The 26,476-nt window shown below is 73.4% G+C and carries 30 protein-coding genes, 1 tRNA gene and 1 riboswitch; of the genes, 19 read left to right on the plus strand and 12 right to left on the minus strand.

The window, feature by feature from the left end; translation table 11 throughout:
• Positions 1–29 precede the first annotated feature (29 nt).
• The 4 genes from M8H82_RS23270 to M8H82_RS23285 are packed head-to-tail and all read left to right on the plus strand — an operon-like array spanning position 30 to position 4,714.
• Entirely contained in the window at positions 30–1,172 is a 1,143-nt protein-coding gene (locus M8H82_RS23270) for a polyprenyl synthetase family protein (protein WP_250076870.1), read from the plus strand.
• A complete protein-coding gene (gene crtI / locus M8H82_RS23275; RefSeq protein WP_250076871.1) occupies positions 1,169–2,716 on the plus strand; it encodes a phytoene desaturase family protein in 1,548 nt (515 codons plus the stop codon). The genes M8H82_RS23270 and crtI overlap by 4 nt, the downstream gene beginning before the upstream one ends.
• Complete coding sequence (locus M8H82_RS23280) at positions 2,713–3,702, plus strand: phytoene/squalene synthase family protein (RefSeq protein WP_250076872.1); 990 nt, start codon at positions 2,713–2,715, stop codon at positions 3,700–3,702. The genes crtI and M8H82_RS23280 overlap by 4 nt, the downstream gene beginning before the upstream one ends.
• Before the next feature lies 1 nt (position 3,703).
• Complete coding sequence (locus M8H82_RS23285; protein ID WP_250076873.1) at positions 3,704–4,714, plus strand: DUF5914 domain-containing protein; 1,011 nt, start codon at positions 3,704–3,706, stop codon at positions 4,712–4,714.
• Position 4,715: 1 nt separating this feature from the next.
• On the opposite strand, the gene M8H82_RS23290 is transcribed toward M8H82_RS23285, so the two are convergent.
• The 3 genes from M8H82_RS23290 to M8H82_RS23300 all read right to left on the minus strand — a co-directional run bounded on the left by M8H82_RS23290 (position 4,716) and on the right by M8H82_RS23300 (position 7,761).
• Entirely contained in the window at positions 4,716–5,906 is a 1,191-nt protein-coding gene (locus tag M8H82_RS23290; protein ID WP_250076874.1) for a lycopene cyclase family protein, read from the minus strand.
• Positions 5,903–6,613: an SDR family oxidoreductase gene (locus M8H82_RS23295; RefSeq protein WP_250076875.1), complete on the minus strand. Its 711-nt coding sequence runs from the start codon at positions 6,611–6,613 to the stop codon at positions 5,903–5,905. Before M8H82_RS23295 ends, M8H82_RS23290 begins: the two co-directional genes overlap by 4 nt.
• 101 nt (positions 6,614–6,714) lie before the next feature.
• A complete protein-coding gene (locus M8H82_RS23300) occupies positions 6,715–7,761 on the minus strand; it encodes a MerR family transcriptional regulator (RefSeq protein WP_374211692.1) in 1,047 nt (348 codons plus the stop codon).
• A gap of 129 nt (positions 7,762–7,890) precedes the next feature.
• On the opposite strand from M8H82_RS23300, the gene M8H82_RS23305 reads away from it, so the two are divergent.
• The 5 genes from M8H82_RS23305 to M8H82_RS23325 all read left to right on the plus strand — a co-directional run bounded on the left by M8H82_RS23305 (position 7,891) and on the right by M8H82_RS23325 (position 10,716).
• Positions 7,891–8,514 carry a sigma-70 family RNA polymerase sigma factor gene (locus tag M8H82_RS23305; RefSeq protein WP_250076877.1) on the plus strand — a complete coding sequence of 208 codons (624 nt, stop codon included), beginning with the start codon at positions 7,891–7,893 and terminating at the stop codon, positions 8,512–8,514.
• A gap of 104 nt (positions 8,515–8,618) precedes the next feature.
• Positions 8,619–9,452, plus strand: a complete 834-nt coding sequence (locus M8H82_RS23310; protein WP_250076878.1) for a DUF4397 domain-containing protein — start codon at positions 8,619–8,621, stop codon at positions 9,450–9,452.
• Positions 9,445–10,068 (plus strand): class F sortase, encoded by a 624-nt coding sequence (locus M8H82_RS23315; protein ID WP_250076879.1) that lies wholly within the window; start codon positions 9,445–9,447, stop codon positions 10,066–10,068. Before M8H82_RS23310 ends, M8H82_RS23315 begins: the two co-directional genes overlap by 8 nt.
• Before the next feature lie 45 nt (positions 10,069–10,113).
• Positions 10,114–10,383, plus strand: coding sequence for a hypothetical protein (locus M8H82_RS23320; RefSeq protein WP_250076880.1), 270 nt, complete (start codon positions 10,114–10,116; stop codon positions 10,381–10,383).
• Between the two features lie 63 nt (positions 10,384–10,446).
• On the plus strand, positions 10,447–10,716 hold the full coding sequence (locus M8H82_RS23325; RefSeq protein WP_250076881.1) for a hypothetical protein: 270 nt from the start codon (positions 10,447–10,449) through the stop codon (positions 10,714–10,716).
• 12 nt (positions 10,717–10,728) lie between these two features.
• Here M8H82_RS23325 and M8H82_RS23330 read toward each other — a convergent pair whose 3' ends face one another.
• The 3 genes from M8H82_RS23330 to M8H82_RS23340 form a co-directional block, all read right to left on the minus strand.
• Positions 10,729–12,585 (minus strand): GMC family oxidoreductase, encoded by a 1,857-nt coding sequence (locus tag M8H82_RS23330; RefSeq protein WP_250076882.1) that lies wholly within the window; start codon positions 12,583–12,585, stop codon positions 10,729–10,731.
• Positions 12,586–12,698: 113 nt separating this feature from the next.
• Complete coding sequence (locus tag M8H82_RS23335) at positions 12,699–14,084, minus strand: hypothetical protein (protein WP_250076883.1); 1,386 nt, start codon at positions 14,082–14,084, stop codon at positions 12,699–12,701.
• Complete coding sequence (locus tag M8H82_RS23340) at positions 14,081–14,797, minus strand: FadR/GntR family transcriptional regulator (protein WP_250076884.1); 717 nt, start codon at positions 14,795–14,797, stop codon at positions 14,081–14,083. The genes M8H82_RS23335 and M8H82_RS23340 overlap by 4 nt, the downstream gene beginning before the upstream one ends.
• Before the next feature lie 132 nt (positions 14,798–14,929).
• Between M8H82_RS23340 and M8H82_RS23345 the strand changes: the two genes are divergently transcribed.
• Entirely contained in the window at positions 14,930–15,334 is a 405-nt protein-coding gene (locus M8H82_RS23345) for a hypothetical protein (protein ID WP_250076885.1), read from the plus strand.
• Positions 15,335–15,343: 9 nt separating this feature from the next.
• Here the strand turns inward: M8H82_RS23345 and M8H82_RS23350 are convergent, their stop codons facing one another.
• The 3 genes from M8H82_RS23350 to M8H82_RS23360 form a co-directional block, all read right to left on the minus strand.
• Complete coding sequence (locus M8H82_RS23350) at positions 15,344–16,087, minus strand: class I SAM-dependent methyltransferase (RefSeq protein WP_250076886.1); 744 nt, start codon at positions 16,085–16,087, stop codon at positions 15,344–15,346.
• Positions 16,088–16,329: 242 nt separating this feature from the next.
• Positions 16,330–16,399, minus strand: a tRNA-Gly gene (locus M8H82_RS23355).
• A gap of 71 nt (positions 16,400–16,470) precedes the next feature.
• Positions 16,471–16,890 carry a RidA family protein gene (locus M8H82_RS23360; protein ID WP_250076887.1) on the minus strand — a complete coding sequence of 140 codons (420 nt, stop codon included), beginning with the start codon at positions 16,888–16,890 and terminating at the stop codon, positions 16,471–16,473.
• Between the two features lie 72 nt (positions 16,891–16,962).
• Between M8H82_RS23360 and M8H82_RS23365 the strand changes: the two genes are divergently transcribed.
• From M8H82_RS23365 to M8H82_RS23400, 8 genes are all read left to right on the plus strand, one after another.
• Entirely contained in the window at positions 16,963–17,901 is a 939-nt protein-coding gene (locus M8H82_RS23365) for a LysR family transcriptional regulator (RefSeq protein WP_250076888.1), read from the plus strand.
• A gap of 96 nt (positions 17,902–17,997) precedes the next feature.
• On the plus strand, positions 17,998–18,207 hold the full coding sequence (locus M8H82_RS23370; protein ID WP_250076889.1) for a hypothetical protein: 210 nt from the start codon (positions 17,998–18,000) through the stop codon (positions 18,205–18,207).
• A gap of 112 nt (positions 18,208–18,319) precedes the next feature.
• A riboswitch (cobalamin riboswitch) is annotated at positions 18,320–18,503 on the plus strand.
• 29 nt (positions 18,504–18,532) lie between these two features.
• Complete coding sequence (locus M8H82_RS23375; protein ID WP_250076890.1) at positions 18,533–19,240, plus strand: energy-coupling factor ABC transporter permease; 708 nt, start codon at positions 18,533–18,535, stop codon at positions 19,238–19,240.
• Entirely contained in the window at positions 19,237–19,599 is a 363-nt protein-coding gene (locus M8H82_RS23380; protein ID WP_250076891.1) for an energy-coupling factor ABC transporter substrate-binding protein, read from the plus strand. The genes M8H82_RS23375 and M8H82_RS23380 overlap by 4 nt, the downstream gene beginning before the upstream one ends.
• A 6-nt stretch (positions 19,600–19,605) precedes the next feature.
• On the plus strand, positions 19,606–20,355 hold the full coding sequence (gene cbiQ, locus M8H82_RS23385; RefSeq protein ID WP_250076892.1) for a cobalt ECF transporter T component CbiQ: 750 nt from the start codon (positions 19,606–19,608) through the stop codon (positions 20,353–20,355).
• Positions 20,352–21,194, plus strand: coding sequence for an energy-coupling factor ABC transporter ATP-binding protein (locus tag M8H82_RS23390; protein WP_250076893.1), 843 nt, complete (start codon positions 20,352–20,354; stop codon positions 21,192–21,194). The genes cbiQ and M8H82_RS23390 overlap by 4 nt, the downstream gene beginning before the upstream one ends.
• Before the next feature lie 60 nt (positions 21,195–21,254).
• Positions 21,255–21,794, plus strand: coding sequence for a GNAT family N-acetyltransferase (locus tag M8H82_RS23395; RefSeq protein WP_250076894.1), 540 nt, complete (start codon positions 21,255–21,257; stop codon positions 21,792–21,794).
• Between the two features lie 42 nt (positions 21,795–21,836).
• A complete protein-coding gene (locus M8H82_RS23400) occupies positions 21,837–22,343 on the plus strand; it encodes a cupin domain-containing protein (protein WP_250076895.1) in 507 nt (168 codons plus the stop codon).
• On the opposite strand, the gene M8H82_RS23405 is transcribed toward M8H82_RS23400, so the two are convergent.
• Together M8H82_RS23405 and M8H82_RS23410 are read right to left on the minus strand one after the other, a co-directional pair.
• A complete protein-coding gene (locus M8H82_RS23405) occupies positions 22,344–23,864 on the minus strand; it encodes a carboxylesterase/lipase family protein (protein WP_250076896.1) in 1,521 nt (506 codons plus the stop codon).
• A 43-nt stretch (positions 23,865–23,907) separates the two neighbouring features.
• On the minus strand, positions 23,908–24,771 hold the full coding sequence (locus M8H82_RS23410; protein ID WP_250076897.1) for a GNAT family N-acetyltransferase: 864 nt from the start codon (positions 24,769–24,771) through the stop codon (positions 23,908–23,910).
• 91 nt (positions 24,772–24,862) lie between these two features.
• Between M8H82_RS23410 and M8H82_RS23415 the strand changes: the two genes are divergently transcribed.
• Positions 24,863–25,261: a hypothetical protein gene (locus tag M8H82_RS23415; RefSeq protein ID WP_250076898.1), complete on the plus strand. Its 399-nt coding sequence runs from the start codon at positions 24,863–24,865 to the stop codon at positions 25,259–25,261.
• Here M8H82_RS23415 and M8H82_RS23420 read toward each other — a convergent pair.
• Complete coding sequence (locus M8H82_RS23420) at positions 25,258–26,412, minus strand: aromatic acid exporter family protein (RefSeq protein ID WP_250076899.1); 1,155 nt, start codon at positions 26,410–26,412, stop codon at positions 25,258–25,260. The two genes, M8H82_RS23415 and M8H82_RS23420, sit on opposite strands and share 4 nt — an antisense overlap.
• Between the last annotated feature and the right edge of the window lie 64 nt (positions 26,413–26,476).

A 26,476-nucleotide genomic window follows, 5' to 3' on the forward strand; every position in this document is an offset into this window, starting at 1 on the left:
GAATGGCCATGAGCGAGGAGGGGTTGTGCATGCTGGGACTGCGGCCCGCGGTGCCCGAGGCGGACGGAGGCGTGGGCGCCCCGCTCACCGCTCTGGACGCCACCGAGGCTGTCGGGACCGTGCTGGAGCACTGGCTCGGCGCGGCGCTGGACCGCACCCGCGAGACGGACGCACTGTTCGCCCATGACGTGGCGGACCGGGTGAGCGCCTTCGCGCAGCGCGGCGGCAAGCGGCTGCGCACGGCGTTCACCTGGTGCGGATGGCGGGCGGCCGGCGGCTCGGGCGACGCGGACGCGGTGCTGCGCACCGCCGCCGCCCTCGAACTGCTCCAGGCGTGCGCCCTGGTCCACGACGACGTGATGGACGGATCGGTACTGCGCCGGGGCGCTCCGGCGCTCCACGTCGACCTCGCCCGCAAGCACTGGGCCGCGGGGATGAGCGGCTCGCCGGAGTCGTTCGGGGTCTCCGCCGCGGTGCTGGCCGGCGATCTCGCGCTCGCCTGGGCCGACGACCTCCTGACGGAGACAGCCCTCGCCTCGCCGCACGGAGCGGCGCTCCACCGGGAATGGCAGGCGATGCGGGGCGAGATGGTCGCCGGGCAGTACCGCGACCTGCACTCCCAGGCCACCGACTCCTCCGGTGTCGACGAGGCGCTGACCGTCGCCACGCTCAAGAGCGCCCTGTACACCGTGGCCCGGCCCCTGGCCCTGGGGGCGTCCCTGGCCGGCGCGGACGAGCGCACGCTGGACACGCTGCGGGCCGCCGGCCGGTGCGCGGGACTGGCCTTCCAGCTCCGTGACGATCTGCTGGGCGCCTTCGGGGACCCGGCGCGGACCGGGAAACCCGCCGACGACGATCTGCGCTCGCGCAAGCTGACGTATCTCCTCGCCGTCGCCGTCCGGCTCGCCGAGGCCCGCGGGGACGGGGAAGCCGCCGCCGTGCTCGCGCCGGGCACCGGGCAGCGGTCGCCGCGCACGGTGGACCGGATGCGGGCGGCGCTGGAGCGCGTCGGGGCCAGGGACATGGTGGAGGAGAAGATCGCGGACCTGGCGTCCCGGAGCCTGCGGCACTTCGCCGCGACCGGCGCCGAACCCGCCGTACGCCGGGAGTTCGCCGAGCTGGTCGCCCGGGCCTCCGGCAACGGCCCGCACCGTGGCGGGGAGGACGCATGAGGAGCGTGGCGGGACCGACCGACCATGTCGTCGTGGTGGGGGCCGGGCTGTCCGGACTCGCCTGCGCCCTGCACCTGCTGGGCGCGGGCCGCAGGGTCACCGTCGTCGAACGGGACGCGGGCCCGGGCGGCCGGGCCGGCCGGGTGCGGCTGGGCGGGTACGAGGTGGACACCGGGCCCACCGTGCTGACCATGCCGCACCTGGCGGACGAGGCGTTCGCGGCCGTCGGTGACAGCCTCGCCCGCCGGGTCGAACTGGTGGCCCTGCACCCGGCCTACCGGGCCCGGTTCGCGGACGGCACCTCCCTCGACGTGCACACCGGCGCGGAGGCGATGGAGGAGGAGGTCCGGCGCTTCGCCGGACCCGCGGAGGCGGCCGGCTACCGCAGGCTGCGGCACTGGCTGACCGAGCTGTACGGGGCGCAGATGCAGCGGTTCATCGACGCCAACTTCGACTCGCCCGTCCAGCTCCTCCACCCCGACCTGGCACGCCTGGCCGCCCTCGGCGGTTTCGGCCGCCTGGACCGGCAGATCGGCCGTTTCCTCTCCGACGCCCGCCTGCGCCGCGTCTTCTCCTTCCAGGCCCTGTACGCGGGCGTCGCCCCGGCCCGGGCCCTGGCGGCCTACGCGGTGATCGCCTACATGGACACGGTGGCCGGGGTCTGGTACCCCAAGGGCGGCATGCACGCCGTCCCCCGCGCCATGGCCGACGCGGCGGCGGACGCCGGCGCCGGGTTCAGGTGGTCGGCGGAGGTCTCCGCACTGGAACGTTCCGCGGGCCGGGTGCGTGCCGTGCGCCTGGCGTCCGGTGAGCGGATCGCCTGCGACGCGGTGGTGCTGAGCTGTGAACTGTCCACCGCCCACCAGCTCCTGGGAGGCGCGCCCCGACGGCCCGTGCGGCTGAGCCACTCACCGTCCGCGGTGATCCTGCACGCCGGGGGCGACCGCACCTGGTCCGACCTCGCCCACCACACCCTGTCCTTCGGTACGGCGTGGAAGCGCACGTTCGAGGAACTGACCCGCTCGGGAACCCTGATGAGCGATCCGTCCCTGCTGATCACCCGTCCCACGACCCACGATCCCGCCCTGGCACCGCCCGGCCGCCATCTGCACTACGTCCTGGCCCCCTGCCCGAACACCACCGTGGGCCCCTCCGCCGAGAGCTGGCGAAGCCTCGGCCCGCGCTACCGCGACAGCCTGGTCGCCGAACTCGAGCGCCGGGGCCTCGACGGGTTCGCCGCCAGTGTCGAGGAGGAAATGCTGGTGACCCCGCTGGACTGGGCAGCCCAGGGGCACGCGGCGGGCAGCCCCTTCTCCGTCTCCCACCGGTTCGCCCAGACCGGCCCGTTCCGGCCGCGCAATCTGGTCCGCGGCTGGGACAACGTGGTCCTGGCCGGCTGCGGCACCACCCCGGGCGTCGGGGTGCCGACGGTCCTCATCAGCGGCAAGCTCGCCGCCGCCCGCATCACCGGCGGCCGCGGCAGGAGCGCCGCCCCGCCCTCCGTGCGGTCCTCCTCCACCTCACCCCGGGCAGGTTCGGCATGACCCGTCGTGAACTGGACGCCGCCGCCATCACCGACCCCGCGCTGCGCGCCGCCTACACCGAGTGCCGGCGGCTCAACGCCCGCCACGGCAGGACCTACTTCCTCGCCACCCGGCTGCTCCCGCTGGAACGCCGCTCGGCCGTGCACGCCCTGTACGGCTTCGCCCGCTGGGCCGACGACATCGTGGACGACCTCGACCGCAGCCGGACCCCGGACGAGCGCGACCGGATGCTCAAGCGGCTGGAGGGCGACCTCGCCCGCGAGCTGCGCACCGGCGGCGGGGACGAACCGGTGGTGCGCGCCGTGGCCGACACCGCCCACCGGTACGACATCGACCGGGCGCTGTTCGCGGACTTCCTGGCCTCGATGCGCGCCGACCTGACCGTCACGGACTATCCGACCTACGCCGACCTGCGGGAGTACATGCACGGCTCGGCGGCGGTCATCGGGCTGCAGATGCTGCCCGTGCTCGGCACGGTCGTCCCGCGCGAGGAAGCAGCCCCGCACGCCGCCGCCCTCGGTGAGGCGTTCCAGCTCACCAACTTCCTGCGGGACGTGGGCGAGGACCTGGACCGGGGCCGCGTCTACCTGCCGGCCGACCTGCTCGCCGCCCACGGGGTGGACCGGCCGCTGCTGGAGTGGAGCCGCCGCACCGGACGCAGGGACCCTCGCATCCACGCCGCGCTCGTCGCCGCCGAGGCCATGATCCGGGCGGTGTACCGGACGGCGGAACCGGGCATCGCCATGCTCGACCCGCGGGTGCGCCCCTGCATCCGCACCGCGTTCACCCTCTACGGCGGCATCCTCGACGCCATCGCCTCCCAGGACTACGCCGTGCTGCACCGCCGTGCCGCGGTGTCCCGGCTGCGTCGCGCGGCCACCGCGACGGCCGGTGCGGTCCATGTCCTGCGTGCGCGGCGGCGCGCCCGCGGCGTGCGCGAGGCGGCCCCGGAGGACAAGGCGTCACTCGGACGAAGGGAGCGGTGAGGTGAGGAAGCGAGCGGACGGCCGCCGCTGGACACCGCCGCTGCGGCGACGGCCCGACGGCCCGGACTGGGCCGCGCAGGGCCCCACCTGGCGGCAGGCGCGGCCCGCCCTGATCGCCGACGCCCTCAAGCGGGCGAGCACGCGCCCGTCCGGGAACTGGTTCGTCGTCGGCGCCTCCCGAGACGTGCCCGTCGGCGGGCGCCCGTACGGCAGGACCGTGGGCGGCGTGGAGGTGGTGCTGTGGCGCTCGGCGGCGGGTGAACTGCGCGGCGGGCCGGGTGCCTGCCCGCACCTGGGCGCTCCCCTGCGGGACAGCCGGGTGGTGTGCGGCACCCTGGTGTGCCATTGGCACGGACTGGCCCTGGACGGTACGCCGTTCGCCGGCTGGAGCCCGTACCCCGTGCACGACGACGGGGTGCTGGTGTGGGTGCGGCTGGACGCGGTCGGCGGCGAGGAGCCCTCGGAGCGCCCCCTGGTGCCGACGCGGCCGGCGGCGGACGGTGCGGTGGACTCCGTGTTCACGGCGGTGGGGCGGTGCGAGCCGCAGGACGTGGTCGCCAACCGGCTCGACCCCTGGCACGGCTCCTGGTTCCATCCGTACTCGTTCGTCGACCTGACGGTGGTGCGGGAGCCGCAGGGCGAGGAGGACGACGCCTTCGTCGTCGATGTCTCCTTCCGGGTGGCGGGCCGTCTGGTGGTGCCGGTGCGGGCCGAGTTCACCGCACCGGGGCCGCGTACGGTCCTCATGCGCATCACCGAGGGCGAGGGCGCCACGTCGGTGGTGGAGACGCATGCCACGCCGCTGACCGGTGAGGGGGACGCCCACCCGCGGACGGCCGTGGTGGAGGCGGTCGTCGCCGCCTCGGACCGACGGGGCTTCGCCCTGGCCCGGGCCGCCGCGCCGGTGCTGCGCCCGCTGATGCGCCGTACGGCCGGACGGCTGTGGCGCGACGATCTGGCCTACGCGGAGCGGCGCTGGGCGCTGCGCAGTACCGGCCGTTTCCCGGGGTGAGTCACCGGCGGCGCAGGAACGGCAGTTCCAGGGCCGTGCGCAGCATGGGGCCGACGGGGGTGTGCAGGCCGACGGTCCAGTCCTCCCAGGGCGTGGTGCCACCGTCGAGGAAGCGCAGCAGGCGGTCGCCGGGAAGGTGACGGAAAAGGCCGGTGAAGAAGGCGGGGCCGTCGATCCGCCCGGTGTCCAGGGCCCGCAGGAACACCGCGTCCATGGCCAGCGACCGCCACCGGTGGGGCGCGGGCACGACGGCCCGCCCCCCGCGCAGCGCGGCGGCGATGTCCCGGCTCTGCCGCTGCACGGCGGCGAAGGTGTAGCCGGTGGACGGGCGGGTGGCGCCGCCCGCGGTGCCGATCCGGAAGACCGCGTCGCCGACCCGGCGGGGGAAGCGGCCGTCGGTCATGGGGATGGCCCCCTGTTCCGCGTCCTCCACGGTGAAGTCGCCCAGGCGCAGGATCTCCCGGCTGTAGTGGCCGAGCGCCGCCTCGTAGGCCTCGGTGGTCAGCGGGGTGCGGGAGAACTCGGTGTACTCGACCAGGGCCCGGTCCGGGGCGAGCGGGAGGACGTAGCCGAAGGCCAGTCCCTGGCGGGGCTGCGGCACCCGGAAGTCCATCAGGTCGGCGACCGCCGGATCGAAGCGGTCCTCGCGGGTACGGACGAACCAGCCGCGGAAGTGCTGCAGCAGCGCGGTGCGGGCGGGCGGGAGGGCACGCAGGGGGCGTGAGTCGAACACGTGGCGTCCGCGCAGGGTCAGGTGCCCGCCGTCGGGGGTCGAGCAGCGGACTTCCGCGCCGTCCCGCACGTTGCGTACGGCGTGCGCGGTGGCGCGCAGTACACGCGTTCCGGGGGCCTCGGCCAGCCGGGCGTGCACCAGCTGCTCGAAGCGGGTGGAGCGCAGCATGTGGTAGCGCAGGGGTGCGGGGTCGAGGGTGATCGCCTCGCCGTCGGAGCCGTGGACCCGCAGCCGGGACCAGGACGCGGTGATCGCCTCCTCGAAGTCGCCGGTCCCCTGGTCCCAGTAGCACCAGGTGCGTTCGGGCGGTCGCGGCGGTCCGTCCGGTGGCTCCACCACGGTCACGCTGTGGGTACCGGCCGCCGTCAGCCGGTGCGCGAGGCTGAGTCCGGCCGCGCCGCCGCCCACGATGATCACGTCGGAGGCGGCGCCGGTGCCCGGCAGGGGTGGGGTGGTCACCTGGCACGCCGCTCGACGACGGGCTCGCCGTCCGGTGCCGTGCGCAGGCGTTCGCCGTCCGTCGCCAGCGCGGTCACCACGGCGCCGACGAGCCGGTCCGGGTCGCCGCCCGGGGGCATGGGCGGGGCGGTGCCGGACACGGCCCGGTCCGCGAACCCCGTGTTCAGGTGACCCGGCCGGATGTCCAGCACCCGGATGCCGCTGCCGCGGGCCTCGCGCCGCACGGCGTCCAGCCAGGCGCCCAGCGCGGCCTTGGACGCGCTGTAGTCGGCCATCCCGGGCTGCGGGCGCTCCGCGACCACCCCGGTGAGGGCCGCGATCACCGAGCCCTCGGACAGGACGTCCAGGGCGGCCCGGAAGAACGCGGCGGGGGCAAGGAAGTTGACGGCCATCAGATGCTCCGCCACCTCGTCACCGACCTTGTCGGCCGTGCCGAACGCGACCGTCCCGAACGCGGTCACCACGGCGTCCAGGCCGCCGAGTTCGCCGGCGGCGACGCGTACCGCACGGGCGCAGGACGCGGGATCGTACGCGTCGAACAGCACCGTCGGCACTCCTGGGTGCGCCCCGGTGATCCGGGACAGGCGGCTTCGGTCGCGGCCGGCGATCGCGGGGCGCGCTCCTTGGCGCACCAGCTCGGCGGTGAGGGCGGCACCGAGAGCGCCGGTGGCCCCGGCCACCAGCACACGTGCGCCATTGATGTCCACGACTCGCTCCGGTTCTCAGGGGTCTCGGCACGGGAAGGCGGTGCTTTTCCCGCGCCGTCACTTCTGCCGATCGGGTTCGCGCGGATGCACGTGCGCCCTGGTCACGTCGGTGGCTGTCCGCCCTGCACGAGCGACTCCACGACCGCGACGGCCTCCGCCAGACCCGAGGGGCGGGGCAGCCCCGGCACCGTCCGGCCCGCCCAGCCGGGGCCCAGCGTCAGGACGAGCGGCTTCCTGCGGGAGCCGCGCACACCCCACTGCATCGAGGCCACGTGCTGGGCCAGGGGGCGGCTCGCCGTGGTGCGGGACTGCGCCCACAGGCCCACCGCGACGGGACCGGTCCGGCGTACCGCCGCGACCAGCGACTCGACGGGCAGGGCACCGCCGAACATCCGTACCGGTATCCCGCGTTGGGTCAGCGCCACGGTCAGCACCTCCAGCGGCAGGGTGTGGTTCTCCCCCGGCACACAGGCGAGCAGCGTGGTGGCCCCGGGGCGGGGGGCCGCCGCGGCCGGGGCACCGCGGCGCAGCGCGCTGGAGACGTGCCAGGAAAGGAAGTGCTCCACCTCGACGTACCGCTCGTCCGACCGCTCCCACTTGCGGCCGACGGCCTGGAGCGTGGGCACGATGATCTCGGTCCAGGCGGCGATCAGGCCGTGCTCCTCTATCGCCGCGGTGAGCAGCCCGTCCAGGGCGGCGGCGTCCAGGCGCAGCGCCGCTCGCGCGACGCCCTTGCACTCCTGGCGCGCGTCACCGAGGCGCAGGCCGCTGCCGGCCCGGTCGGGCTCGCGGGCCGCCGGTCGGGGGGGCGCGGCCGCGGGGCGGGGGGCCTGGTCCGGTTCCGGCGGCGCTCCGCTGAGCGCGATGCGCGCGGCCTCGGCGGGAGGCAGCCCGCTCGCCGTCAGGGCGCACATCCGCTCCAGCCGCGCGACGTCCGCGGCGGTCCAGCGGCGGTGCCTGCCGCCGGTGCGGTCGTCGGGGCCGAGGCCGTAGCGGCGGTCCCACGAACGGACGGTGGTAGGGGCCACCCCGAGCCGCCGGGCGACCTCGCCGGTCGTCAGGCCGCCCGCACGCACCGTGTCGTCATCAGCTCGGTCGGGGTCCACGGGGTTAGTGTACGTCGATATAGCGACGCACAAACGACGCATGTTGTGCGCATCGTTTCCGATTCCAAGACTGGGTGACACGCGGCGCCGATCCCGTGCCCCCACGGCGACCGGTGACCGCCGGACGGCCTTCCGTCCCCGCCCATGCCGCACGGCAGGAGGAACCGGGCCATGAACGCGACCACACGATCCACCACGTCGGTTCTACCACCAGTGGGCGCTCCGCCGCCGGAGGAGACGCTGCACGAGGACGAACTGGCCCGTGGTCTGCGAGCCGCCGACGAAGCCGCGTTCGCGGCGATCTACCAGCGCTGGGGAGCCCTGGTGCACACCATGGCGACCCGGTCCCTGGGCGACACCCACGAGGCCGAGGACGTCACGCAGCAGGTGTTCATCGGCGCCTGGCGCGGGCGGGCCGGCTTCCGCCCCGAGCGCGGTCCGCTGGGCGCATGGCTGGTCGGCATCACCCGACGCAAGATCGCCGACGCGCTCACGGCCAGAACCCGGCGCCTGAACCTGATCGACTCGGCCGCCCACGGCACCGACACCCTCCGGCCCGAGGGTGCGGCAATGGACGAAAGCCTCGACCGGATCGTCCTGCTGCACGAACTGTCCCGGCTGCCGCAGCCCCAACGGCAGGTACTGGGACTGGCGTTCTACGAGGATCTGACCCAGGCCCAGATCGCGGAGCGCACCGGCATGCCGCTCGGCACCGTGAAGAGCCACGCCCGCCGCGGCCTGCACCGCCTGCGCCTGGTACTGGAACAGGCGCCCGTCGAGAGCGCGGACGCATAACTGCGCCTCACCAGCGACGCCGGCCGCATCCGCCACGGCCCCCGCATCAGAAGTCCCAGCACCTCCCGATTCCGGGAGGCGCACTCCTCGAAGGGATGATCACCATGATCCCCCGGACCCCCCTCACCCTCGCCACTCTCGCCGGCGCCTGCACCCTGACCCTCGGCCTGGGCACGCCCGCCCTGGCGGCCCCCGCCGCGGAGGACGACACGGCCATGGTGTCCGTCTTCCACGGCGTGCCCGGTCTGACCGTGGACGTCTACGCCAACGGCGACGAACTGCTCAGCGACTTCAAGCCCGGCACGGTCACCGACCCCCAGTCCCTGGACGCCGGCACCTACGACATCCAGGTCTTCGAAGCGGGCCAGGGCCCCGACGGCACACCGGCCGTCGAGAAGAAGATCGAGGTGCCGGCGGGGGCCGATGCCACCGTCGCCGCCCACCTCTCCGCCGACGGCAAACCCCAGCTGACGGCCTTCGTCAACGACGTCTCCAAGGTCGACGCGGGCAAGTCGCGGCTGACCGTACGCCATGTGGCCGCCGCCCCGGCGGTGGACGTACGAGCAGGCGGACAGCCGGTGTTCAAGGGGCTGGAGAACCCCAAGGAGGACACCGCCCTGGTCGACGCCGGCGCCGTCTCCGCCGATGTCGTGCTCGCCGGCACCGACACCGTCGCCATCGGCCCGGCGGACCTGAACCTCCAGGAGGGCACCAGCAACGTCGTCTACGCCTGGGGCAGCGCCGCGGACAAGAACCTGGCCCTCAAGGCCCAGACGTTCAGCGGCATGGACAGCGCACCGAAGGGCGTGAACGCGGGCGGCAACGGTGCCGCGGTTGCCGGTGACTCCGCCGGCGAGTGGCCTGCCTGGGCCGCCGCGGCCGGTGCCGTGACCCTGAGCGTCCTGGTGGCTCGCCGTCTCTCCGGCCGCCGTGCGTGAGACCGCTCGACCCCTCAACGGCCGGATCGTGGCCCTGGCCGCACTGGCGGTCCTGACGACAGCACCCGCGCCGTCAGGGCCGCCTTCGCATCCCGCCGACTTCGGCCGGCCGGCGACTGCGGCGGCACAGGACCCCGCGGCACCCCGGGCCGAACCCGCGCGGCACTCCCCGCAGCCCGAGCGCGTCCTCGTGCCCGCTGTCGGACTCGACGCCCGGGTCCGGCCGGTGGGCGTGACGGGGCAGGGCGCCATGGCCGTACCCGCCGACCCCTCGGTGGCCGGGTGGTACCGCTTCGGCCCCGTGCCGGGAAGCCCGGGGGGTTCGGCCGTGCTGGTCGGGCATGTGGACAGCGACACCGGGGCCCTGGGGGAGTTCGCCGCGCTGTACGACGTACGCCCCGGCGACCGCGTCGAGGTGCGCCGCGAGGGGGCCGGTCCCGTGGCCTACCGCGTGCTGTCGCGCACGACGGTGCCCAAGGACGAACTTCCCTCCTCCCTGTTCCGCCGGACCGGCGCCCCGGTCCTCACGCTCATCACCTGCGCACCTCCCTTCGTCCCCGAGCAGGGCGGCTACCTGTCCAACCTCGTCGTCACGGCACAGCCGTCCCCGGCCTGAGCAGCCCGCGACCAGCACACGAGCACGGGAGACGGGAGGGCAGCGGTGACACACGTCGATCACGCGCACCTGCTGGAACTGGCGCTGGGCAACGCCGGGCGGTCCGACGACGCCGTCGCCCTGCAGCACCTGGCCGTCTGCGTTCTCTGCCGACAGGAACTGACCCGTGTGACCAGGGTGGTCAGCGCCGCATCCGACATCGACCTGTCGGACCTCGCCACTCCGCCTCCGGAGCGGCTGTGGGAACGGATCCAGCGCGAGCTGGCCGAACCCCCGGACCGTGCGAAGCCCCCACGCTCGCAGTCCGAGCAATGAATAATCACAGTCGTTCAGCATCGGGACGACCTCGTTCGTCGATCGGACAGTGAGGGGGCGGAAATGACACCGCGGTGGGGGCTCGGCGTGGCGATGGCCGCCGGGGCGGCGGCGCTGCTCCTGACGGGATGCAGCCAGCCGACGGATTACAGCGAGATCGTCACGTTCACCGACAAGCACGGCCGGGCCTGCACCGCGGCGGTGGTCGTCGATCAGGAGCAGAGCGAGGGCGACGACTACGAGATCGCCAGCATCGACTGCGACTACCCTCCGGAGGGCCGTACGCCGGGAGCCACCGGCTACTCCCCCCTGCCGGAGCGGGACGAGGACTGATCCCGGGCCCACTCACTCCCGTGTCACATGGCGTTCCGTGATCGCCAGGGCGGCCGCCATGATGCTCAGTTGGGGGTTCACCTCCGGGCAGCCGGGCAGGGCCGAGCCGTCGGCGATCAGGACGCCGCGCACGCCCCGCAGGCGGCCCTCCGGGTCGGCCGGGGCGTGCTCGGGGTCCGATCCGGCGGCGGCCGTTCCCGTCGGGTGGAACGCGGACACATGGAGCTGACGTGCCGTCACCTTGTGCAGCAGCGACTCCAGTTGCTCCGGGGTGCGGGCGCGCGGGGCGTGCGGGACGCCGGTGAGGACCTCCTCGGCACCAGCGGCGAACAACAGGCGGCCCATGGCGCGTTGGGCGCGCAGGAGGCGTCCGGCGTCGCGGGGCGCCAGGTCGTAGCGCAGCAGTGTGCGCTCCCGGCCGAGGACGCGGCCCGAGGGGCGGTCGGCGACCATGGCGCCGAGGGTGGCCAGGTGCTCGGTGGTGTCCAGTTCCCGCCGCAGGGCCCGTCCCACGCCCGGCAGGACGAAGGAGGTCATGCCCGGGGGCGCCGCGGTCGCCTCGATGAGGATGCCGTCCGCGTGCAGCTCCTCGACTCCGACGCTCTGCAGCACACCGCTGCCGTCGGAGACGGGATGGCTGAAGCGGCCCGCGACGCTGATGGCCGGGTGCACGCTGAGGTTCCGGCCCGTACGGGGGTGCCCGCCCAGACCCGAGCGGCGCAGCAGCTGCGGGGTCTGCAGGGCGCCCGCGGCGACCACGACCAGCGGGGCGAGGATCTCCAGTTCGCTGCCGTCGGGGCGGGTCACGAGCACCCCGGCGGCGCGGGGGCCGCCCGGCCGGTCGGGGTCGGTGAGGATCCGCCGTACGCGGGCACCGGTCACGATCCGGGCGCCGGACGCGCAGGCGTCGGGGAGCACGGACAGCTGAACGCTCTGCTTGGCCCCGCTGGGGCACCCGACGACACACTGGCAGGAGCCCTTGCAGCCGGGGGCGTTGCGGCGCAGGGGTGCCGCCTCCCAGCCGAGTCCTTGCGCTCCGGCCAGGGCGAGCCGCCCATTGGCGCCGATCACGTCCAGCGGCTGCCGTGCCACGCGCAGCGTGCGTTCCACCTCGTCCAGGCGGGCGTCGAAGCCCTCGGCGGCGGCGAAGCCGTGGTGACTGCGCCAGCGGTCCACGACGTGGCCGGGGGTGCGGTAGCAGGTACCGGAGTTGACGACCGTGGTGCCGCCGACCGCGCGGCCCATCGGCAGGACCAGCGGCGGACTGCCGAGCGCGAGCGTGGCGCCGCCGTTCCGGTAGAGGTCGGTGAAGCGGTCCAGCGGGGCCCGGCGCCCGAACGACGCGGTCGTATGGTGCTCCCCCTCCTCCAGGACGACGACGCTCAGCCCCGCGCGGGCCAGGGTCCGGGCGGCGACGGCGCCGCCCGCGCCCGATCCGACGACGACGGCGTCGGCGGTGGACCGGGTGGGCCAGTGGTGGGAGGGGGTGCAGTCCAGTGGCGGGTCGTCGGGGGCGGGCAGCGGCGGCGCCGAAGGCCGGTGCAGGGTGCGCTCGGTGCCTGCCGCCAGCAGTACCGGGACCTTGACCGCCTGCAGGAGGGGCAGGAGCGCCCGGTGGGAGGCGAGGCGGGTCATGAGGTGCTCGCGTTCCGCGCAGTCGAGCCCGGACAGCCGGCGTCCGGTACGGGCCACGGCGTAGGCGTCGACCGCCCGGGCCGCTCCGTGCAGCGCGGTCCTGGCGGGAGCGGGCAGCGCGTCGAGCAGGGTCTCCAGGCGCCGCGGCACGCCGTGCGTCCAGTCGGCCGTGCCGTCGTCGGCGAGCAGGGCGGCGGCAAGTGCCGCGAGCGGGGAGGCGGGGGGCTCGGTCATCGGTCTCGGATCTCCAGGGAGGCGGGAGGTTTGGCCACTGGCCTCTCGCCTCCGCGGAGGCGGGGGCTTGTCATCGGTCTCCGGCCTGCAACCTCCGCGGAGGCGGGGGCTTGTCATCGGTCTCCGGCCTCCGCGTGCGCCGTGCCCGTCAGCCGCCATTCGGCTTCCTGCCACCACCGTCCCCACCAGCGTTCCAGGCTCACCACGGCGTCCGCAGTCTCGCTGTTGCGGCACACCGCGGTGGAGCCGTCGGGGTCGGTGTAGGTCAGGGTCAGGGTCCGTTCGGGTGGCTGCGTGACCGTCACCCGGATACGGCGTCGGCCCACGCGGCCCGCCACCCGCCACTCGGGCAGGCCGAGGGCGGCACGGAACCGTCCGCCGCCGGCCCAGCCCACGGCGGTGCGTTCCGCTCTGCGGGGCCAGGTGCGTCCGTGGCGCAGCAGGCGCAGGAACACCAGCGGCGGCAGCCGGTTCAGTCCGGGGCGCTGGGACACCGCGGCGATGATCTCCAGTACGTCGCCGTCGCCCAGGTCGGCGTGGAGCCATGCCCAGCGCCGGGCGTTGCCGTGGCCGTAGATGCGGGCGCTCGCGCCCGGCGCCTCCTCCAGCGGCAGTTCGCGCGTGCCGTGGCGGAGGGTGCCGCTGTAGCGGCAGCGGGCGGCGGGCAGCATGTGGCTGGCCGGCAGCAGCGGGCGGCGCCACGACCAGCGGGGGAAGGTGTGCAGCGGCGGGCCGTCGGGCGTCTCGGTGAGGTCCCAGGTGAAGGCGCCGGCCGAGCCGGCGAGTCGGCCGGGCTGTGCGCGGACGCCCTCGGTGCGGAAGCCCTGCGGTTCGCCCGTCCACGGTTCGGGGCCGAAGCGTTCGTACTCCACGGGGCCGTCCTTGGGGAAGACGGCGGCCCAGCCGTGGGCGTAGGCGCCGGAGCCGTCGGTGGGCGCCACCAGTTCGTGGTGCAGCCAGACTCCGGTGCCGGTCGCCGGGTCGGTCAAGGTGGTGTACCAGACCTCGGTGCGGCCGGGTGTGCCGTCCCATTTCGGCGCCGGTGCCACGGGGGCGGCCGGACGCGGGAAGCGGAAGCTCGCCAGGAAGGGCAGCAGGCCGGTGGCGAGGGGGAAGCGCAGGGTGCCCTCGCCGACCCGTTCGCCCTCCTCGTAGAGGGTGAACGGCAGGACGGTCATGGAGGTGAGCGGGCGGGCGGGCGAGACGGACTTCCAGCCGTCCAGCAGCAGGCGCCGGCCCTCCAGGGCAAAGGTGATGCGGTACCGGATGCGGTGGCGAGCCAGTGGCGAGATCTCCAACTCGCCCACCGCTTCGGCATCGTCGGCCCGCCCTGCTATCCGCAGCCGCCCCGTCAGTCGCGCCCGTGTCGTGCGGTGCGGCAGCAGCACCGCATCGGCCCGGGCCACGAGGTCCACCCGTACCGGGCGGTCGCCTTGTTCGTCGCCCAGGCGGACCCGGCCCAGCATCGTCTCCTTGAACACCGTTCCCCGGGAGGTCACCAGGCACCGTCCCGGCGTCGGCGGGCGCGCGCGAGGTCGTCGAGCATGATGCGTTCCGTCGCCGACAGGTAGGCGTCCGCGGCGGCGCGGGCCGCCGCCCGGTCACCGGCGGCAACGGCGTCGACGACCGGTGCCAGCCGGTCATGGGCGGCCCCGGCTTCGGCGAACGGGCCGACCAGCGCCGCGCGCACCGGCAGGTAGGCGTTGAACAGGGTGTTGGTCAGCAGTACGTACACCCGGTTGCCCGTCGCCCGGGCGAGAGCGCGGTGCACCTCGGCATCGGTGAGCTGCGCGGCCTCGCCGCCCTCCGCGTCCCGGACCGCCGCCATCAGGCGCCGCAGGTCCGTGACTTGGGCCGGGGTGGCGCGGGCGGCGGCGCGTTCCGCGATCAACGCGCCGATATGGCGCCGTACTTCGAAGATCTCGCCGATCCAGTCCGGGCTGTGCCCCACGAGCATCGGCAGCAGGTCCGCCCCGCCCAGGCGCAGGAAGTCCCGCACCCGGGTCCCCACGCCGTGCCGCGTCTCCAGCAGGCCGGCATGGGCCAGCCGGCCGAACGCATGCTTGAGCGTGGTGCGGTTGACGCCGAACTCATCGGCCAGTTCCCGCTCGGGCGGCAGGTAGCTGCCGGCGGGATGACGACCGCCGAGGATGTCCTCCCGCAGCCGCTTCTCCAGCACATCGACCGTACTCTCCCGCGGCAGCACACCCATGCCGGCTCCCCTTCAGTGGCTCAGTGGATGAGCCACTGAACCACTGAGGGGTTGTGGCAGTCAACGCTTGCGCGGTCAACTCCCGTGATAAACCGGGCAGATCACCGTGCCGCGATCAAGGAGACCCCGTCCATGAACCGACCAGCTCCGCTGCCGCCCGACACGAAAGTGCTGTCCATAGGGCTGCATCCGAGCGCTCTCGACTACACACGGATGCCCGAAGGGATCGACGAGGAGGTGTTCACCGCCCGGATCGAGGCAGCGAACGCGCACCTGCGCGAGGCGGGGTTTCACGTGGTCCCCTGCCTGATCGACGCCTCCCCCGACCGCGCCGAGGCGGCTGTCCGGGACCGACTCGAGGAGCACACCTTCGGTCTGGCGATGATCGGAGGCGGTGTTCGCATGCTGCCCGAGCACACCCTGCTGTTCGAGCGACTGGTCAACACCCTCACCGAGGCCGCAGCCGGGGTCCCGCTGTGCTTCAACTCGGCCCCGGAGAACACCATCGACGCGCTCAGGCGGTGGATCAGAGCCTAGCGCCGCCGGTCAGGCGCGACAGCGCAGCATCTCCAGGGGCAGGTGGGCCAGGACGTCCGCCCAGAACTCCTCGCCGAACTCACGGATACCGGCCTCGGAGACCCGCAGCGGAACCCACTCCACGGCACTGAATCCACTCGCCCGCAGGCACGCCTCGTAGACCTCGCGGCGCGGGGCCGTGCTGACGATGCTGATCGGCTGAGGGTCGAGGAGCGCCGTCACCCGCACCCGCGGACCCGTCTCGGTCTCCTCGCCGGTCGGCTCGCAGCGGAACCCGTACGCCTCCAGGGACGCGCAGTCGAACCGGTAGTCGGGCTTCTGGGCGAGGACGAAGAACTCCCCGCCCGGCACCAGGCTGCGGTGGATGTTCCGGCACATCCGCTCCATCGCCGCCACGTCCTCCGCGTAGTTGAGGCACTGCACACCCAGCGCGATGTCGAAGCGCCGGTCGAGTTGCCGCAGTCGGGCCACGTCACCGACCTCGTAGCGGACGCCGAGCGGATCCCGTTGCTCCATCTCCCGTGCGGCGGCGATCATTTCGGCGGAGATGTCCACTCCGAAGACATTCGTCGCGCCACGCCGCTTGAACTCGCGGCTGTAGAAGCCGGTGCCGCACGCCAGGTCGAGCACCGACTTGCCGGTCACGTCCCCGACCATGCCGAGGAAGCTCGGCACCTCCCCGTACCGCATCAGCGGCAAGGACTTGAACCCCTCGAATGCCTCGCCGATCCGGTCGTACTGCTGCACGCTCACGTGCTGCCCCCTTCTGCGCTTCATCCGGTACGCGGCCATGCCGGACCCCGCTTTTGGAGGTCCGTCGGCCGTGGCAGCGAGTCTTCACCGACGCGCTCCGGGGGCCGTACTGGCAGATGACACGAAGAAGCCGAGGGGGTGAGCCTCGGATCAACCAACAGACGCACGCCCTGCACCCGGACGGAGCATGTGCCGACAACGCACACGGCCCGCCCCGATATTCGGGACGGGCCGTGTATCCGAGCGCCGGGCAGGCCTTGCACCTGCATCTCCCCGCAGGAAGCGGGGCGTCTTTCCTTGGACCACCAACGCAGAACCGGAGCGCCGGTCTCCCGGCGGACCGCTCAAGATCGACCATACAGCATTCCCGGCCACCGCACCTGTCACCGACTCGCCCCGAGTGATTCGCGCCGGTCTCCGGTCGCCCGCCGCGCGTACACCTCGATCTCGATCTTCATCCGAGGGTCGGCCAGGCCGCACATCAGCATGGTGGCGGCCGGGCGGACCTCTTTGAAGCGGCGGCGCAGGACCGGCCAGCAAGGCTCGAAGTCGGCACGGTCGGGCAGCAGGTAGCGCACCCGCACCACGTCGGCGAACGTGCACTGCGCCTCCGTCAGGGCGGCCTCGATGTTGCGCAGGCACTGCTCGGCCTGTTCCACCACGTCGTCGGAGATCGTCATGGTGGCGTAGTCGAAGCCGGTCGTCCCGGACACATGCACCCAGTCGCCGTCCACCACGGCGCGGGCGTAGCCGATCTGCTCCTCGAAGGGGGAGCCGCTGAGGATCGCACGTCGCTCTGTCATGCGCCGCACGTTAGGTGACCAGCAGGTATACGTCTAATACGGGCGTCGTCATGAGTTGATATCTCTAGGCGTATGGAACGCCCAGAGCTGCCTCTGCCCCAGCTGCACGCATTCGTCGTACTCGCCGAGGAACTCCACTTCGGTCACACGGCCGCCCGCCTGGGCATCGCGCAGCCGCCGTTGAGCCAGCAGATCCGACGTCTGGAGGACAAGGTCGGCCATCCGCTGTTCCGCCGTGAGCCCGGGCGCGTCACTCTCACTCCCGCCGGGCGCGAACTGCTGCCCGCCGCCCAGCGGGCTCTCGGCGAGCTCGCGAACGGACTGGCCGCCGCCCGGGCCGTCGGATCAGGCCGGGTCGGCCGGCTGCGCATCGGCTTCGCCGCCTCCCTCGCCCTGACCGTCCTGCCCCGGCTGCTGCGCGACTTCCGGCAGCGGTTCCCCGGCGTGCACCTGGACATCCGGGAGATGACGACCACCCCGCAGATCGCCGCCCTGCGCGACCGGACCCTCGACATCGGCCTGCTGCGGGAACCCGAGGACGCCGCCCCGGAGCTGGCCTTCCGGACGGTGCTCACCGAACCGTTCGTCGCCGTGCTGCCGTCCACCCACCCGCTGACGGCCCACCGCACGGTGCCCCTGGCGCAGTTGGCCGGCTCGCCCTTCGTGCTGCTCCCCCGCGAGATCGGGCCAGGCCTGCACGACCGGATCACCGGCCTGTGCACCGCGGCGGGCTTCACCCCTCGGATCGTTCAGCACGCCGTGGAGTGGCAGACCGTGTGCGCCCTGGTCGAGACCGGCCTGGGGGTCTCCCTCGCCCCGGCGAGCATTCGCCGTATGCGGCTGAGGGGCGTCGCCTTCCGCGGGCTCGGCCCCGGCACCGCCCGCACGCGCGTCGCCGTCGCCTGGCGCACGAACGACGAGAACCCGCTGGTCACCCAGATGCTGGAGACGATCGGCCGACCGGTCCACGCACACTCGCCCGCACCGCCGGACGCCAGCCCTTCCAGGTGAATTGCGCGCTCGGGTCGACTCCACGGCGGGAGTGCGCGGTAAGGCCCGATCGGGTTCTTGCACGGTGTGGGCCCCCGATGCCGAAGGAGAGCAGCCATGCGCGTACGCGTCACCCTCGTCCCCGCCGCCCTGACCGCCACCGTTCTCGCCGCCGCCGGCGACGCCGCCGCCCACGACGCCCCAGGAGTGCATGTCTCCAACAACGCGCCCGTGGTCACCGTGGTCAACACCGTCGAGGTCGACGACCCGCTGGAGGACGTCCTGGAACACACCCTCAACTTCGGGGACGGCTACAACTGGGGCTGAACCCCGGCCCGGCCCGGAAACCCGGCGCCGCCGGTGCACGCCCCGGCGCGTGTGCGGGCGTGCGCCGTGCCTGCGCCCCCGGGGAGCGCTTGTCAGCCGACCTGATCAGGCACTACTGTCACCACGCCTTGGTGAACGGGAAATCCGGTGTGATGCCGGTGCGGCCCTCGCCACTGTGATCGGGAAGTCCGGCTCCGGCCCTCGCGGGCAGCCACTGGGTCCTAGGACCCGGGAAGGCGGAGTACGGGCGGTGTCACCCGTCAGCCAGGAGACCGGCCAAGGCGCGTCAACCATCCACGAGGTGCTGGAGAGGGTCTGCTGAGCCATGCACATAGCCGAGGGATTTCTGCCTCCGGCGCACGCCGTCGCCTGGGGTGTCGCGTCCGCGCCGTTCGTCGTCCACGGAGTCCGGTCACTCACCCGTGAGGTCAGGGAGCACCCGGAGAGCACCCTGCTCCTCGGCGCCTCCGGAGCCTTCACCTTCGTCCTGTCCGCTCTCAAACTGCCCTCGGTGACCGGGAGCTGCTCCCACCCCACCGGCACCGGCCTGGGCGCCATCCTCTTCCGGCCGCCGATCATGGTGGTCCTGGGCACCATCACCCTGCTCTTCCAGGCGCTGCTGCTCGCGCACGGCGGCCTGACCACCCTCGGCGCCAATGTCTTCTCCATGGCGATCGTCGGGCCCTGGGCCGGATACGCCGTCTACAAGCTGCTACGGCGCTACGGCGCGCCGCTGATGGCCGCCGTGTTCTGCGGCGCGTTCGTCGCCGACCTGTCCACCTACTGCGTCACCAGCGTCCAGCTGGCGCTCGCGTTCCCCGACCCGAGCAGCGGGTTCCTGGGCGCGCTCGGCAAGTTCGGCTCCATCTTCGCCGTCACGCAGATCCCGCTCGCGGTGAGCGAGGGACTGCTCACCGTGCTCGTGATGCGGCTGCTGGTGCAGTCCAGCAAGGGCGAACTGACCCGGCTCGGCGTGCTCCTGACCGAAGGCAAGCGGGTCCGGACCGAGTCGAACGAGGCGGTGGCCCGGTGAAGCGCAACACGAAGATCAACCTGCTGCTCCTGCTGGCCGTGGCGCTGCTCGCGGTCATGCCGCTCGCCCTCGGTCTCGGCGACCACAAGGAGGAGCCGTTCACGGGCTCCGACGGCGAGGCGGAGACGGCGATCACCGAGATCGACCCGGACTACGAACCCTGGTTCTCGCCCCTGTACGAGCCGCCGTCCGGGGAGATCGAGTCGGCGCTGTTCTCCCTCCAGGCAGCCCTCGGCGCGGGTGTCCTCTGCTACTACTTCGGTCTGCGGCGCGGCCGGAAGCAGGGGGAGCAGCGGGCTCTGGAACGCGATGCCGCGGGTGCGCGGGGTGCCGGGGAATCCGACCGCGAAGGGGTCTGATCCCGGGTGCTGCCGATCGACGCGGCGGCGCACAGCAGTCGCTGGCGCCGGCGCCATCCCGTGGACAAGGCCGTGCTCGGGCTCGGCCTGACCGTCCTCGCGATCTCGCTGCCGCCGTGGCCGGGCGCCGCCCTGGTCCTCGTGACGTCCCTGATCGTTCTGCTGGGTCCGGCGGGTGTGCCGGGCCGGAAACTGTGGCGCGCCTACCGGGTGCCGCTGGGCTTCTGCGTGACCGGCGCGGCCACGCTGCTCGTCCAGGTGGGCGGGCCGCACGGGTTCGTCTCCCTCGCCGACGACGGTCCGCTGCGCGCCGGGGAGTTGCTGCTGCGCACCTCGGCGGCCTCCCTGGGCGTGCTGCTGTTCGCGTTCACCACACCGATGTCGGATCTGCTGCCCCGGCTGGTGAAGGCGGGCGTGCCGGCGGCCGTGGTCGACGTGGCGCTGGTGACGTACCGGATGAGCTTCCTGCTGCTGGACTCGATGCGCCGGGTCCGGGAGGCGCAGGCCGCCCGGCTCGGGCACACCACGCGGGCGGCGACCTGGCGGTCGCTGGGCGGGCTCGGGGCCACCGCCTTCGTGCGGGCCTTCGAGCGGGCCGTGCGGCTGCAGTCGGGGCTCGCCGGACGCGGCTACGACGGCACGCTGCGCGTGCTGGTGCCCGAGGCCCGCGTGTCCGCCCGTTTCACGGCCGCGAGTTGCGGGCTCCTCGTCGCGCTGGCCGCCCTCACCGTCGTACTGGAAGGTCCCCTGTCATGAGCGAGTTGGTCGCCCTCCAGGACGCGTCCTACGCCTACGAGGAAGGGCCGGTCGTGCTCGACGGGCTGGACTTCGAGGTGTGCGAGGGGCGGGCGCTGGCGCTGCTCGGACGCAACGGCAGCGGCAAGACCACGCTGATGCGGCTGCTGAGCGGCGGACTGCGGCCGCGCACGGGCCGGCTGACCGTCGAGGGCAAGGTGGTCTCGTACGACCGCAAGGGGCTGACCCGGTTGCGGACCACGGTGCAGTTGGTGGTGCAGGATCCGGACGATCAGCTGTTCGCGGCGTCCGTCGGGCAGGACGTGTCCTTCGGGCCGCTCAATCTCGGGCTGACCAGCACCGAGGTGCGCGGGCGGGTCGAGGAGGCGCTGGCCGCTCTGGACATCACGGCGCTGGCCGACCGGCCCACCCATCTGCTCTCCTACGGCCAGCGCAAGCGGACGGCCATCGCGGGCGCGGTGGCGATGCGGCCGCGGGTGCTGATCCTCGACGAGCCGACCGCCGGGCTCGATCCGGACGGACAGGAGCGGCTGCTCGCCACGCTGGAGCGGCTGCGGGCGAGCGGTACGACGGTGGTCATGGCCACCCATGACGTCGATCTCGCACTGCGCTGGGCCGATGACGCGGCGCTGCTCACCCCGGGCGGCGTCCGCACGGGTCCCGCGCCGCGGATGCTGGCCCGTACGGATCTCCTGCGGGAGGCCGGGCTGCGGTTGCCGTGGGGGGTGGCCGCGGCGGAACTCCTGCGCGCGCGAGGCCTGTTGGGCGACGATGCCGCAGGTCCCCGTACCCCTGACGAGCTCGCCGCGCTGGCCGCGTCGGCACCGGCGGACGGCTGACGCGCCCGGGGCGTGGAAAAGGAATTGCCGTGGGCGTCCGGCTCACGTTGGCTGGGCGGCATGGCTGACCTGAGTACCGACCGTCTCCTGCTGCGTCGCTGGCAGGACTCCGACCTGGAACCGTGGGCGGCGATGAACGCCGATCCCGAGGTGCGCAAGCATCTGGGTCCGGCGCTGACCCGTGAGCAGAGCGACGCTTCCGTGGGGCGCTTCCTGGCCGAGTTCGACCGGCGAGGTCATGGGTGGTGGGCGGTGGAGGTGCGGGCCACGGGTGACTTCATCGGCTTCGCGGGCCTTGACGAGGTGGAGGACGACACCCCGTTCGACGGGGTGGAGATCGGCTGGCGGCTCGCCCGGCCGGCCTGGGGGCAGGGGTACGCGACCGAGGCCGCCAGGGCGGTCCTGGCGTACGGCTTCGACACCCTCGGCCTGCCGGAGATCCTCGCCGTGACCACGGCCACCAACTTCCGTTCCCAGGCGGTGATGCGCCGCATCGGCATGACCCGGGCCCCCGAGCACGACTTCGACGACCTCACGGCACCAAAGGGGCCCCTGCGTCCGAACGTGGTGTACCGGAAGACGCCGCCCGTCCGGTCTTGAGACGTCAGCGCTCATTCCATCTGCCAAGACGGGAGGTTCAGCATGTCGTACCCGGAGGACCTGCGGTATCCGCCGTCCCGCTACCACGGCGACCGGGGGGAAGTGAACGCCGTCTTCCGCCCCGCCTACACCCCGCCGGACATCTCCTCGCCCGGCGGCTCGACGCACTACCTCGCCACCAGCGAGTCGACCGGAGGGGAGTTCGGCCTGTACAAGGCGGAGTTGGCGCCCCGGTCCGCCGGAGCGAAGACCCACTTCCACAAGACCATCTCGGAGTCCTTCTACGTCCTCTCGGGCGAACTGGAGCTCTACAACGACGAGAAGTGGGTCACCGGCCGCGCGGGCGACTTCCCGTACGTGCCGGTCGGCGGCCTGCACGCCTTCAAGAACGTGACCGACGAGCCGACGTCCATGCTCATGCTCTTCTCCCCGGGCGCCCCACGCGAGGAGTACTTCGAGCAGGTCGCGGAGATGGCACAGCGCGGCGGCGAGGAACTCAAACGGTTCCGCGTCCGCCACGACAGCTACTTCGTCGAGGACTTCGATTGATCACGAGGTCGTCAGCGGCAGGGTCGTGAAGGTGTGTTCCTCCCACAGGCGGCGGGACGCCTCCTCCGGGTAGGCGGTGACCGTGGGTTCGGTGTCGAGGAGCTGGACGAGACGTCGTCCGGTGTCGTAGGCGGGCCAGCCGGGGTCTCCCCCGGTGGCGAAGGCGGCCCAGGCGGAGCGGATGCGGGCGGACAGCGCCTCGGTCCCGGCGGAGGGCGCGGGGCCGATCAGCAGGGCGCCGACGCCGTCGTAGACGCCGAAGGTGAGAGGTATGTCCAGGCCGTGGCAGGCGCCCAGGGCACCGCCGCCCGCGGGGGCCGGCCAGGTGAGCTCGTAGACGTGAGCGCGACCGCCGCCGGCGACGTGCGCCTCGGCCAGGTGCACCGTGGGCATGCGGAACAGCCAGTCGGAGTGGACGAGTTCGAAGAGGCGCTCCGCCGAGGCGCCCGGGAAGGCGGCGCGATAGGTGCGCCCGGCGTCCGGGGCCGGACCGAACAGGCTCAGGGCGGTGGCGGCGCGGGTGTCGTCCACCCTGCCGAGCAGACCGCCGAGCAGGAGGAACAGCCGGTACTCGTCCCGGGTGTGCCCGGCGATCAGCTCCACGCCCCGGGCTGCACCGCTCGCCAGCGCCTCCCAGGGCGCGCGGGTGAGAACCTCGCCGTCGACGACCGGCGCGTACGGCGTCGCGGTGTGGGCGACCGCGCCCCAGCGGTGCGCGTACTCACGCATCCGCCCCCTCAGTGCCACCCCTGCCTCGGGCAGCTTGCGCGGGTCCACGCCGGACAGGTCGGCCGCCGTGGGCCGCAGCTCCAGCTGCCCGGCGAGCGCCCCGGCGATGTCCACGGCCAGCTCGTCCGAGAAGAACGTGCCCGGGAAGCTCTGGAGGATGGCCCGCCGGAACAGGCCCCGCGTCCGGTCCATGGCCAGCAGCGCGGCGATCGACCCCGCGCCGGCCGACTCGCCGAAGACGGTGACCCGGTCGGGGTCACCGCCGAAAGCGCCGATGTTCTCGCGCACCCACTCCAGCGCCGCCACCTGGTCGAGCAGCCCGCGGTTGGCGGGGGCGCCCTCGATCCGGGCGAACCCCTCGATCCCGACCCGGTAGTTGAAGGTGACGACGACCAGGTCACCGTCGCGTGAGAGGCGTCCGCCGTCGTAGGCGGGATCGTCGGCGGAACCGAACTTGTAGGCGCCGCCATAGATCCAGACCATCACCGGTCGGCGGGCCGCCTCGTCCACGTCCGGCGTCCAGACGTTGACCGTGAGCCAGTCGTCTCCGGTGACCGTGCTGTCGACGGTCGTGTCCTCGGGGCCGAAGGGCTCCTGCGGGGGCGGCGGGCCGTAGGCGAACGCCTCCCGCACTCCGTCCCAGCGGCTCGCCGGGCAGGGGGCCATGAAGCGCGCGTCCCCCACCGGTGGCTGGGCGTACGGGATGCCGCGGAAGACCAGCGAGCCCGCCTCGCGACGGCCGCGCACAGCTCCTGACGCAGTCCTGACCTCTGGGTGTGCGGCACTGTTCATGAAGGCTCCTCCAGCGACGGTCCGCCTCGGCCCGGCCATCCTGTCAGAACCGGTAGCCGGTGAAATCGGTGAGGTGGACGTATCCGAGGCGCTGGTAGACGGCGTTGCTGGTGGGGTTGGCGGGGTCCGCGTACAGGACGACGTCGGTGGCGCCCGCCGCCAGCGCGGCACGGCTCACCTCGGCGGTCACGGCGCCCGCGTAGCCGCGGCCCCGGAGGGGGGCCGGGGTGTAGACGGGGTCCACCCGGACCATGCCGGCGGCCATGGAGGTCGCGGCCGCCATGGACGCGGGAATGCCGTCCGGGGTCTCCCAGAAGGTGAAGTGCCGGTCGCCGAAGCGCGAGGCCTCCCAGGAGCCGGCGTCGATCAGGTCGAGGGAGGACTGCTCGCCGACCTCGACGCAGAACTCACGGCACCACCGCACGACTTGACGCCGGTCCTCCTCGCCGGTGACGCGGCCCCGGCCCGCCGGGGGCGGCTGCGGCGGGGTGAGCGTGCCGAGCCGGTAGAGGTGGGTCCGCCAGAAGGGGACCGGTGCGGCACCCGTGTGCCGGTGCCATGACTCGGCGAACACGGTGGCGGTGTCGTGGTCCGCGATGACGTCGGAGGGGGAGATGCCGAGGGCGGCCAGGTGGGGGGCAAGGGTTGCGGCCTGCTCGGCGGTGAGCGGGGTGAGGGTGAGGCGGCCGCGGGGGGTGCGGTAGAAGACGGCGCGGACCTCGCCCTCCGACTCCAGCCGGCCGAAGACGGTTGTCTCGGCGCCGGGTACGTCGGCCGCGCGCAGGCGGAGTTTCGCCATGTCCGTCAGAGGGGTGTTGTGCAGGGCCGGACGCGAACGCAGGAAATCCCCGGCGTGGGCGAGGAACTCGTCGATGTCCTCGGTGAGGTGCCAGTCGTATGGGCGCATGATTCATGATCCCTGCTTGACGGAGTGCGGGCGCCCTCCCGCGCGGCTCGGGACCGTCCGGCGGATTTCTGATCAGTAGGGTCATAGCCCTATGAAGGCTCTGATCGTGCTGTCCGCCGCGTTCGTCGTTTTCGTCGCGCCAACCTCCCTGGTGTGGCTGCTGGGTCGGCGCGCGAAGGTCCCCAACTGGACGCTGATCGTGTTCGTGCTGGCCGGGTGGCTGACCGTGTTCGCCGGGTGGTTCCTCTCGCAGCGCGCGCAGCCGAGCCTGTTTCCCGAAACGTCGCCCTGCCACGGCATCGACGCCACGCCTGTCTCCCAATACGTCCCGCCCGACTCCTTCTGCCGCCACGCCGACGGGGAACTGCGGACCGTGAACGGGCCGGACTCCCGGTTCGTGTTCTGGACGGCGGCCGGCACCACTGCGGCGATGCCGCTCGCCGCCGTCCGCGCGCGACGCCGTGCGGCAGCACCGTCCGCCACGGGCTAGCGGCGTCCGCTGTGTTCGAGTCGGTCGGCCAGGCGGCGGGCCTGGTTGAGAAGGGTGCCGTACGTCGCCAGGCCGTCGGGGTCGTCCGGGACCGCGTCGGGCAGGCGTCGGCGCAGGTCGTCGAGGGTGTCGCGGAGGACCTCGGTGGCCTCCTGGCGCGGGGGGTCGGGGTCTTCGTCCGGGGTGACACGGGCGCTCGTGCACCAGTGCAGGGCGTGGGCCGTCCGGTGCAGGAAGTCGGCGTAGGGGCCGGTGATCTCGCGTCCCGGCCATCGGGGGTCGTCGTCCCGGGCGCACACTTCGAGGATGGTCCGGGTGACACCGGCCGCATGGACGGCGACGTCGTCGAGCACGGTGAGGACATCGTCGTAGCGCTGCTCGGGGACGGCCACGCCGGGCCTGCGACGGCGCGGGTTGGCGCGCAGGCTCTCCCGGGTCCAGCCGACCGCCGAGCGCGCCTCGTCGACCAGGCGATCGAGGCGCAGGGCCCGATCGTGCCAGCCGGTGGCCTCGTCGGCGTCCGGCCGGCCCCGCGCCAGGCCGTCGGCGACATCACCGAGGAGGTCCTGCGCCTCGCGGGCCGCGTTGTCCAGGGCCGCCCGGGTGTCGCGCAGGTACAACGGGGGCCGGATCAGCGCGTTCACCGCGATGCCGACCACCGCGCCGAAGACCGCCTCGGCGATACGGGCGCCCGCCGGGCCGACCCCGACCGGGCCGCTGGTCAGCACGAACAGGGCGCCCGTGGCGGCGTAGATGCCCTGGCTGCCCAGCCGTCGCCAGTTGCCCAGCAGCACCGCGACCGGGAGGACCAGGGCCATCGCCACGAGCGTGGAGTCCAGCACCATGGCACAGGCCGTGGCCACGACCGTGCCCGTGGCGATCGCGGCGAGCTGCTGCAGGCCGTGCGCGATCGAGCGGTACACGGTCGACTCCACCAGCACGATCGCCACCCAGGGCGCCATGAACGCCATCGGCGCCTGGAGCCACCAGCCGACCACGGCCCACGCGACACCCGCGGCCAGCGCCGCCTTCGCCGCCTGGAACGCCACATCACGCTCCCGGCCGGGCTCCTTCCACGCCCGTCGCACACTTCGTCCGGCACCTCGCGCATGGCGCCGCGCCGCGGACACCTTTTCCTGAAACCACCGCATCACGGGCCAGGTGCCACACAGGACGCGTTCGATGCCTGCCGATGTGCGATCGCCTGTCCGGCGC

This window comes from Streptomyces sp. YS415 (assembly GCF_023544665.1).
GTDB lineage: Bacteria > Actinomycetota > Actinomycetes > Streptomycetales > Streptomycetaceae > Streptomyces.

What these genes read in the sequence shown, in the direction of transcription:
- M8H82_RS23270 (WP_250076870.1), top strand. Translation starts at nt 30, where the DNA reads ATGCTGGGACTGCGGCCCGCGGTGCCCGAGGCGGACGGAGGCGTGGGC.
- crtI (WP_250076871.1), top strand. Translation starts at nt 1,169, where the DNA reads ATGAGGAGCGTGGCGGGACCGACCGACCATGTCGTCGTGGTGGGGGCC.
- M8H82_RS23280 (WP_250076872.1), top strand. Translation starts at nt 2,713, where the DNA reads ATGACCCGTCGTGAACTGGACGCCGCCGCCATCACCGACCCCGCGCTG.
- M8H82_RS23300 (WP_374211692.1), bottom strand. Translation starts at nt 7,761, where the DNA reads ATGCGTCGTTTGTGCGTCGCTATATCGACGTACACTAACCCCGTGGAC.
- M8H82_RS23305 (WP_250076877.1), top strand. Translation starts at nt 7,891, where the DNA reads ATGAACGCGACCACACGATCCACCACGTCGGTTCTACCACCAGTGGGC.
- M8H82_RS23310 (WP_250076878.1), top strand. Translation starts at nt 8,619, where the DNA reads ATGATCCCCCGGACCCCCCTCACCCTCGCCACTCTCGCCGGCGCCTGC.
- M8H82_RS23325 (WP_250076881.1), top strand. Translation starts at nt 10,447, where the DNA reads ATGACACCGCGGTGGGGGCTCGGCGTGGCGATGGCCGCCGGGGCGGCG.
- M8H82_RS23330 (WP_250076882.1), bottom strand. Translation starts at nt 12,585, where the DNA reads ATGACCGAGCCCCCCGCCTCCCCGCTCGCGGCACTTGCCGCCGCCCTG.
- M8H82_RS23340 (WP_250076884.1), bottom strand. Translation starts at nt 14,797, where the DNA reads ATGGGTGTGCTGCCGCGGGAGAGTACGGTCGATGTGCTGGAGAAGCGG.
- M8H82_RS23345 (WP_250076885.1), top strand. Translation starts at nt 14,930, where the DNA reads ATGAACCGACCAGCTCCGCTGCCGCCCGACACGAAAGTGCTGTCCATA.
- M8H82_RS23360 (WP_250076887.1), bottom strand. Translation starts at nt 16,890, where the DNA reads ATGACAGAGCGACGTGCGATCCTCAGCGGCTCCCCCTTCGAGGAGCAG.
- M8H82_RS23365 (WP_250076888.1), top strand. Translation starts at nt 16,963, where the DNA reads ATGGAACGCCCAGAGCTGCCTCTGCCCCAGCTGCACGCATTCGTCGTA.
- M8H82_RS23370 (WP_250076889.1), top strand. Translation starts at nt 17,998, where the DNA reads ATGCGCGTACGCGTCACCCTCGTCCCCGCCGCCCTGACCGCCACCGTT.
- M8H82_RS23375 (WP_250076890.1), top strand. Translation starts at nt 18,533, where the DNA reads ATGCACATAGCCGAGGGATTTCTGCCTCCGGCGCACGCCGTCGCCTGG.
- M8H82_RS23390 (WP_250076893.1), top strand. Translation starts at nt 20,352, where the DNA reads ATGAGCGAGTTGGTCGCCCTCCAGGACGCGTCCTACGCCTACGAGGAA.
- M8H82_RS23395 (WP_250076894.1), top strand. Translation starts at nt 21,255, where the DNA reads ATGGCTGACCTGAGTACCGACCGTCTCCTGCTGCGTCGCTGGCAGGAC.
- M8H82_RS23400 (WP_250076895.1), top strand. Translation starts at nt 21,837, where the DNA reads ATGTCGTACCCGGAGGACCTGCGGTATCCGCCGTCCCGCTACCACGGC.
- M8H82_RS23405 (WP_250076896.1), bottom strand. Translation starts at nt 23,864, where the DNA reads ATGAACAGTGCCGCACACCCAGAGGTCAGGACTGCGTCAGGAGCTGTG.
- M8H82_RS23410 (WP_250076897.1), bottom strand. Translation starts at nt 24,771, where the DNA reads ATGCGCCCATACGACTGGCACCTCACCGAGGACATCGACGAGTTCCTC.
- M8H82_RS23415 (WP_250076898.1), top strand. Translation starts at nt 24,863, where the DNA reads ATGAAGGCTCTGATCGTGCTGTCCGCCGCGTTCGTCGTTTTCGTCGCG.
- M8H82_RS23420 (WP_250076899.1), bottom strand. Translation starts at nt 26,412, where the DNA reads ATGCGGTGGTTTCAGGAAAAGGTGTCCGCGGCGCGGCGCCATGCGCGA.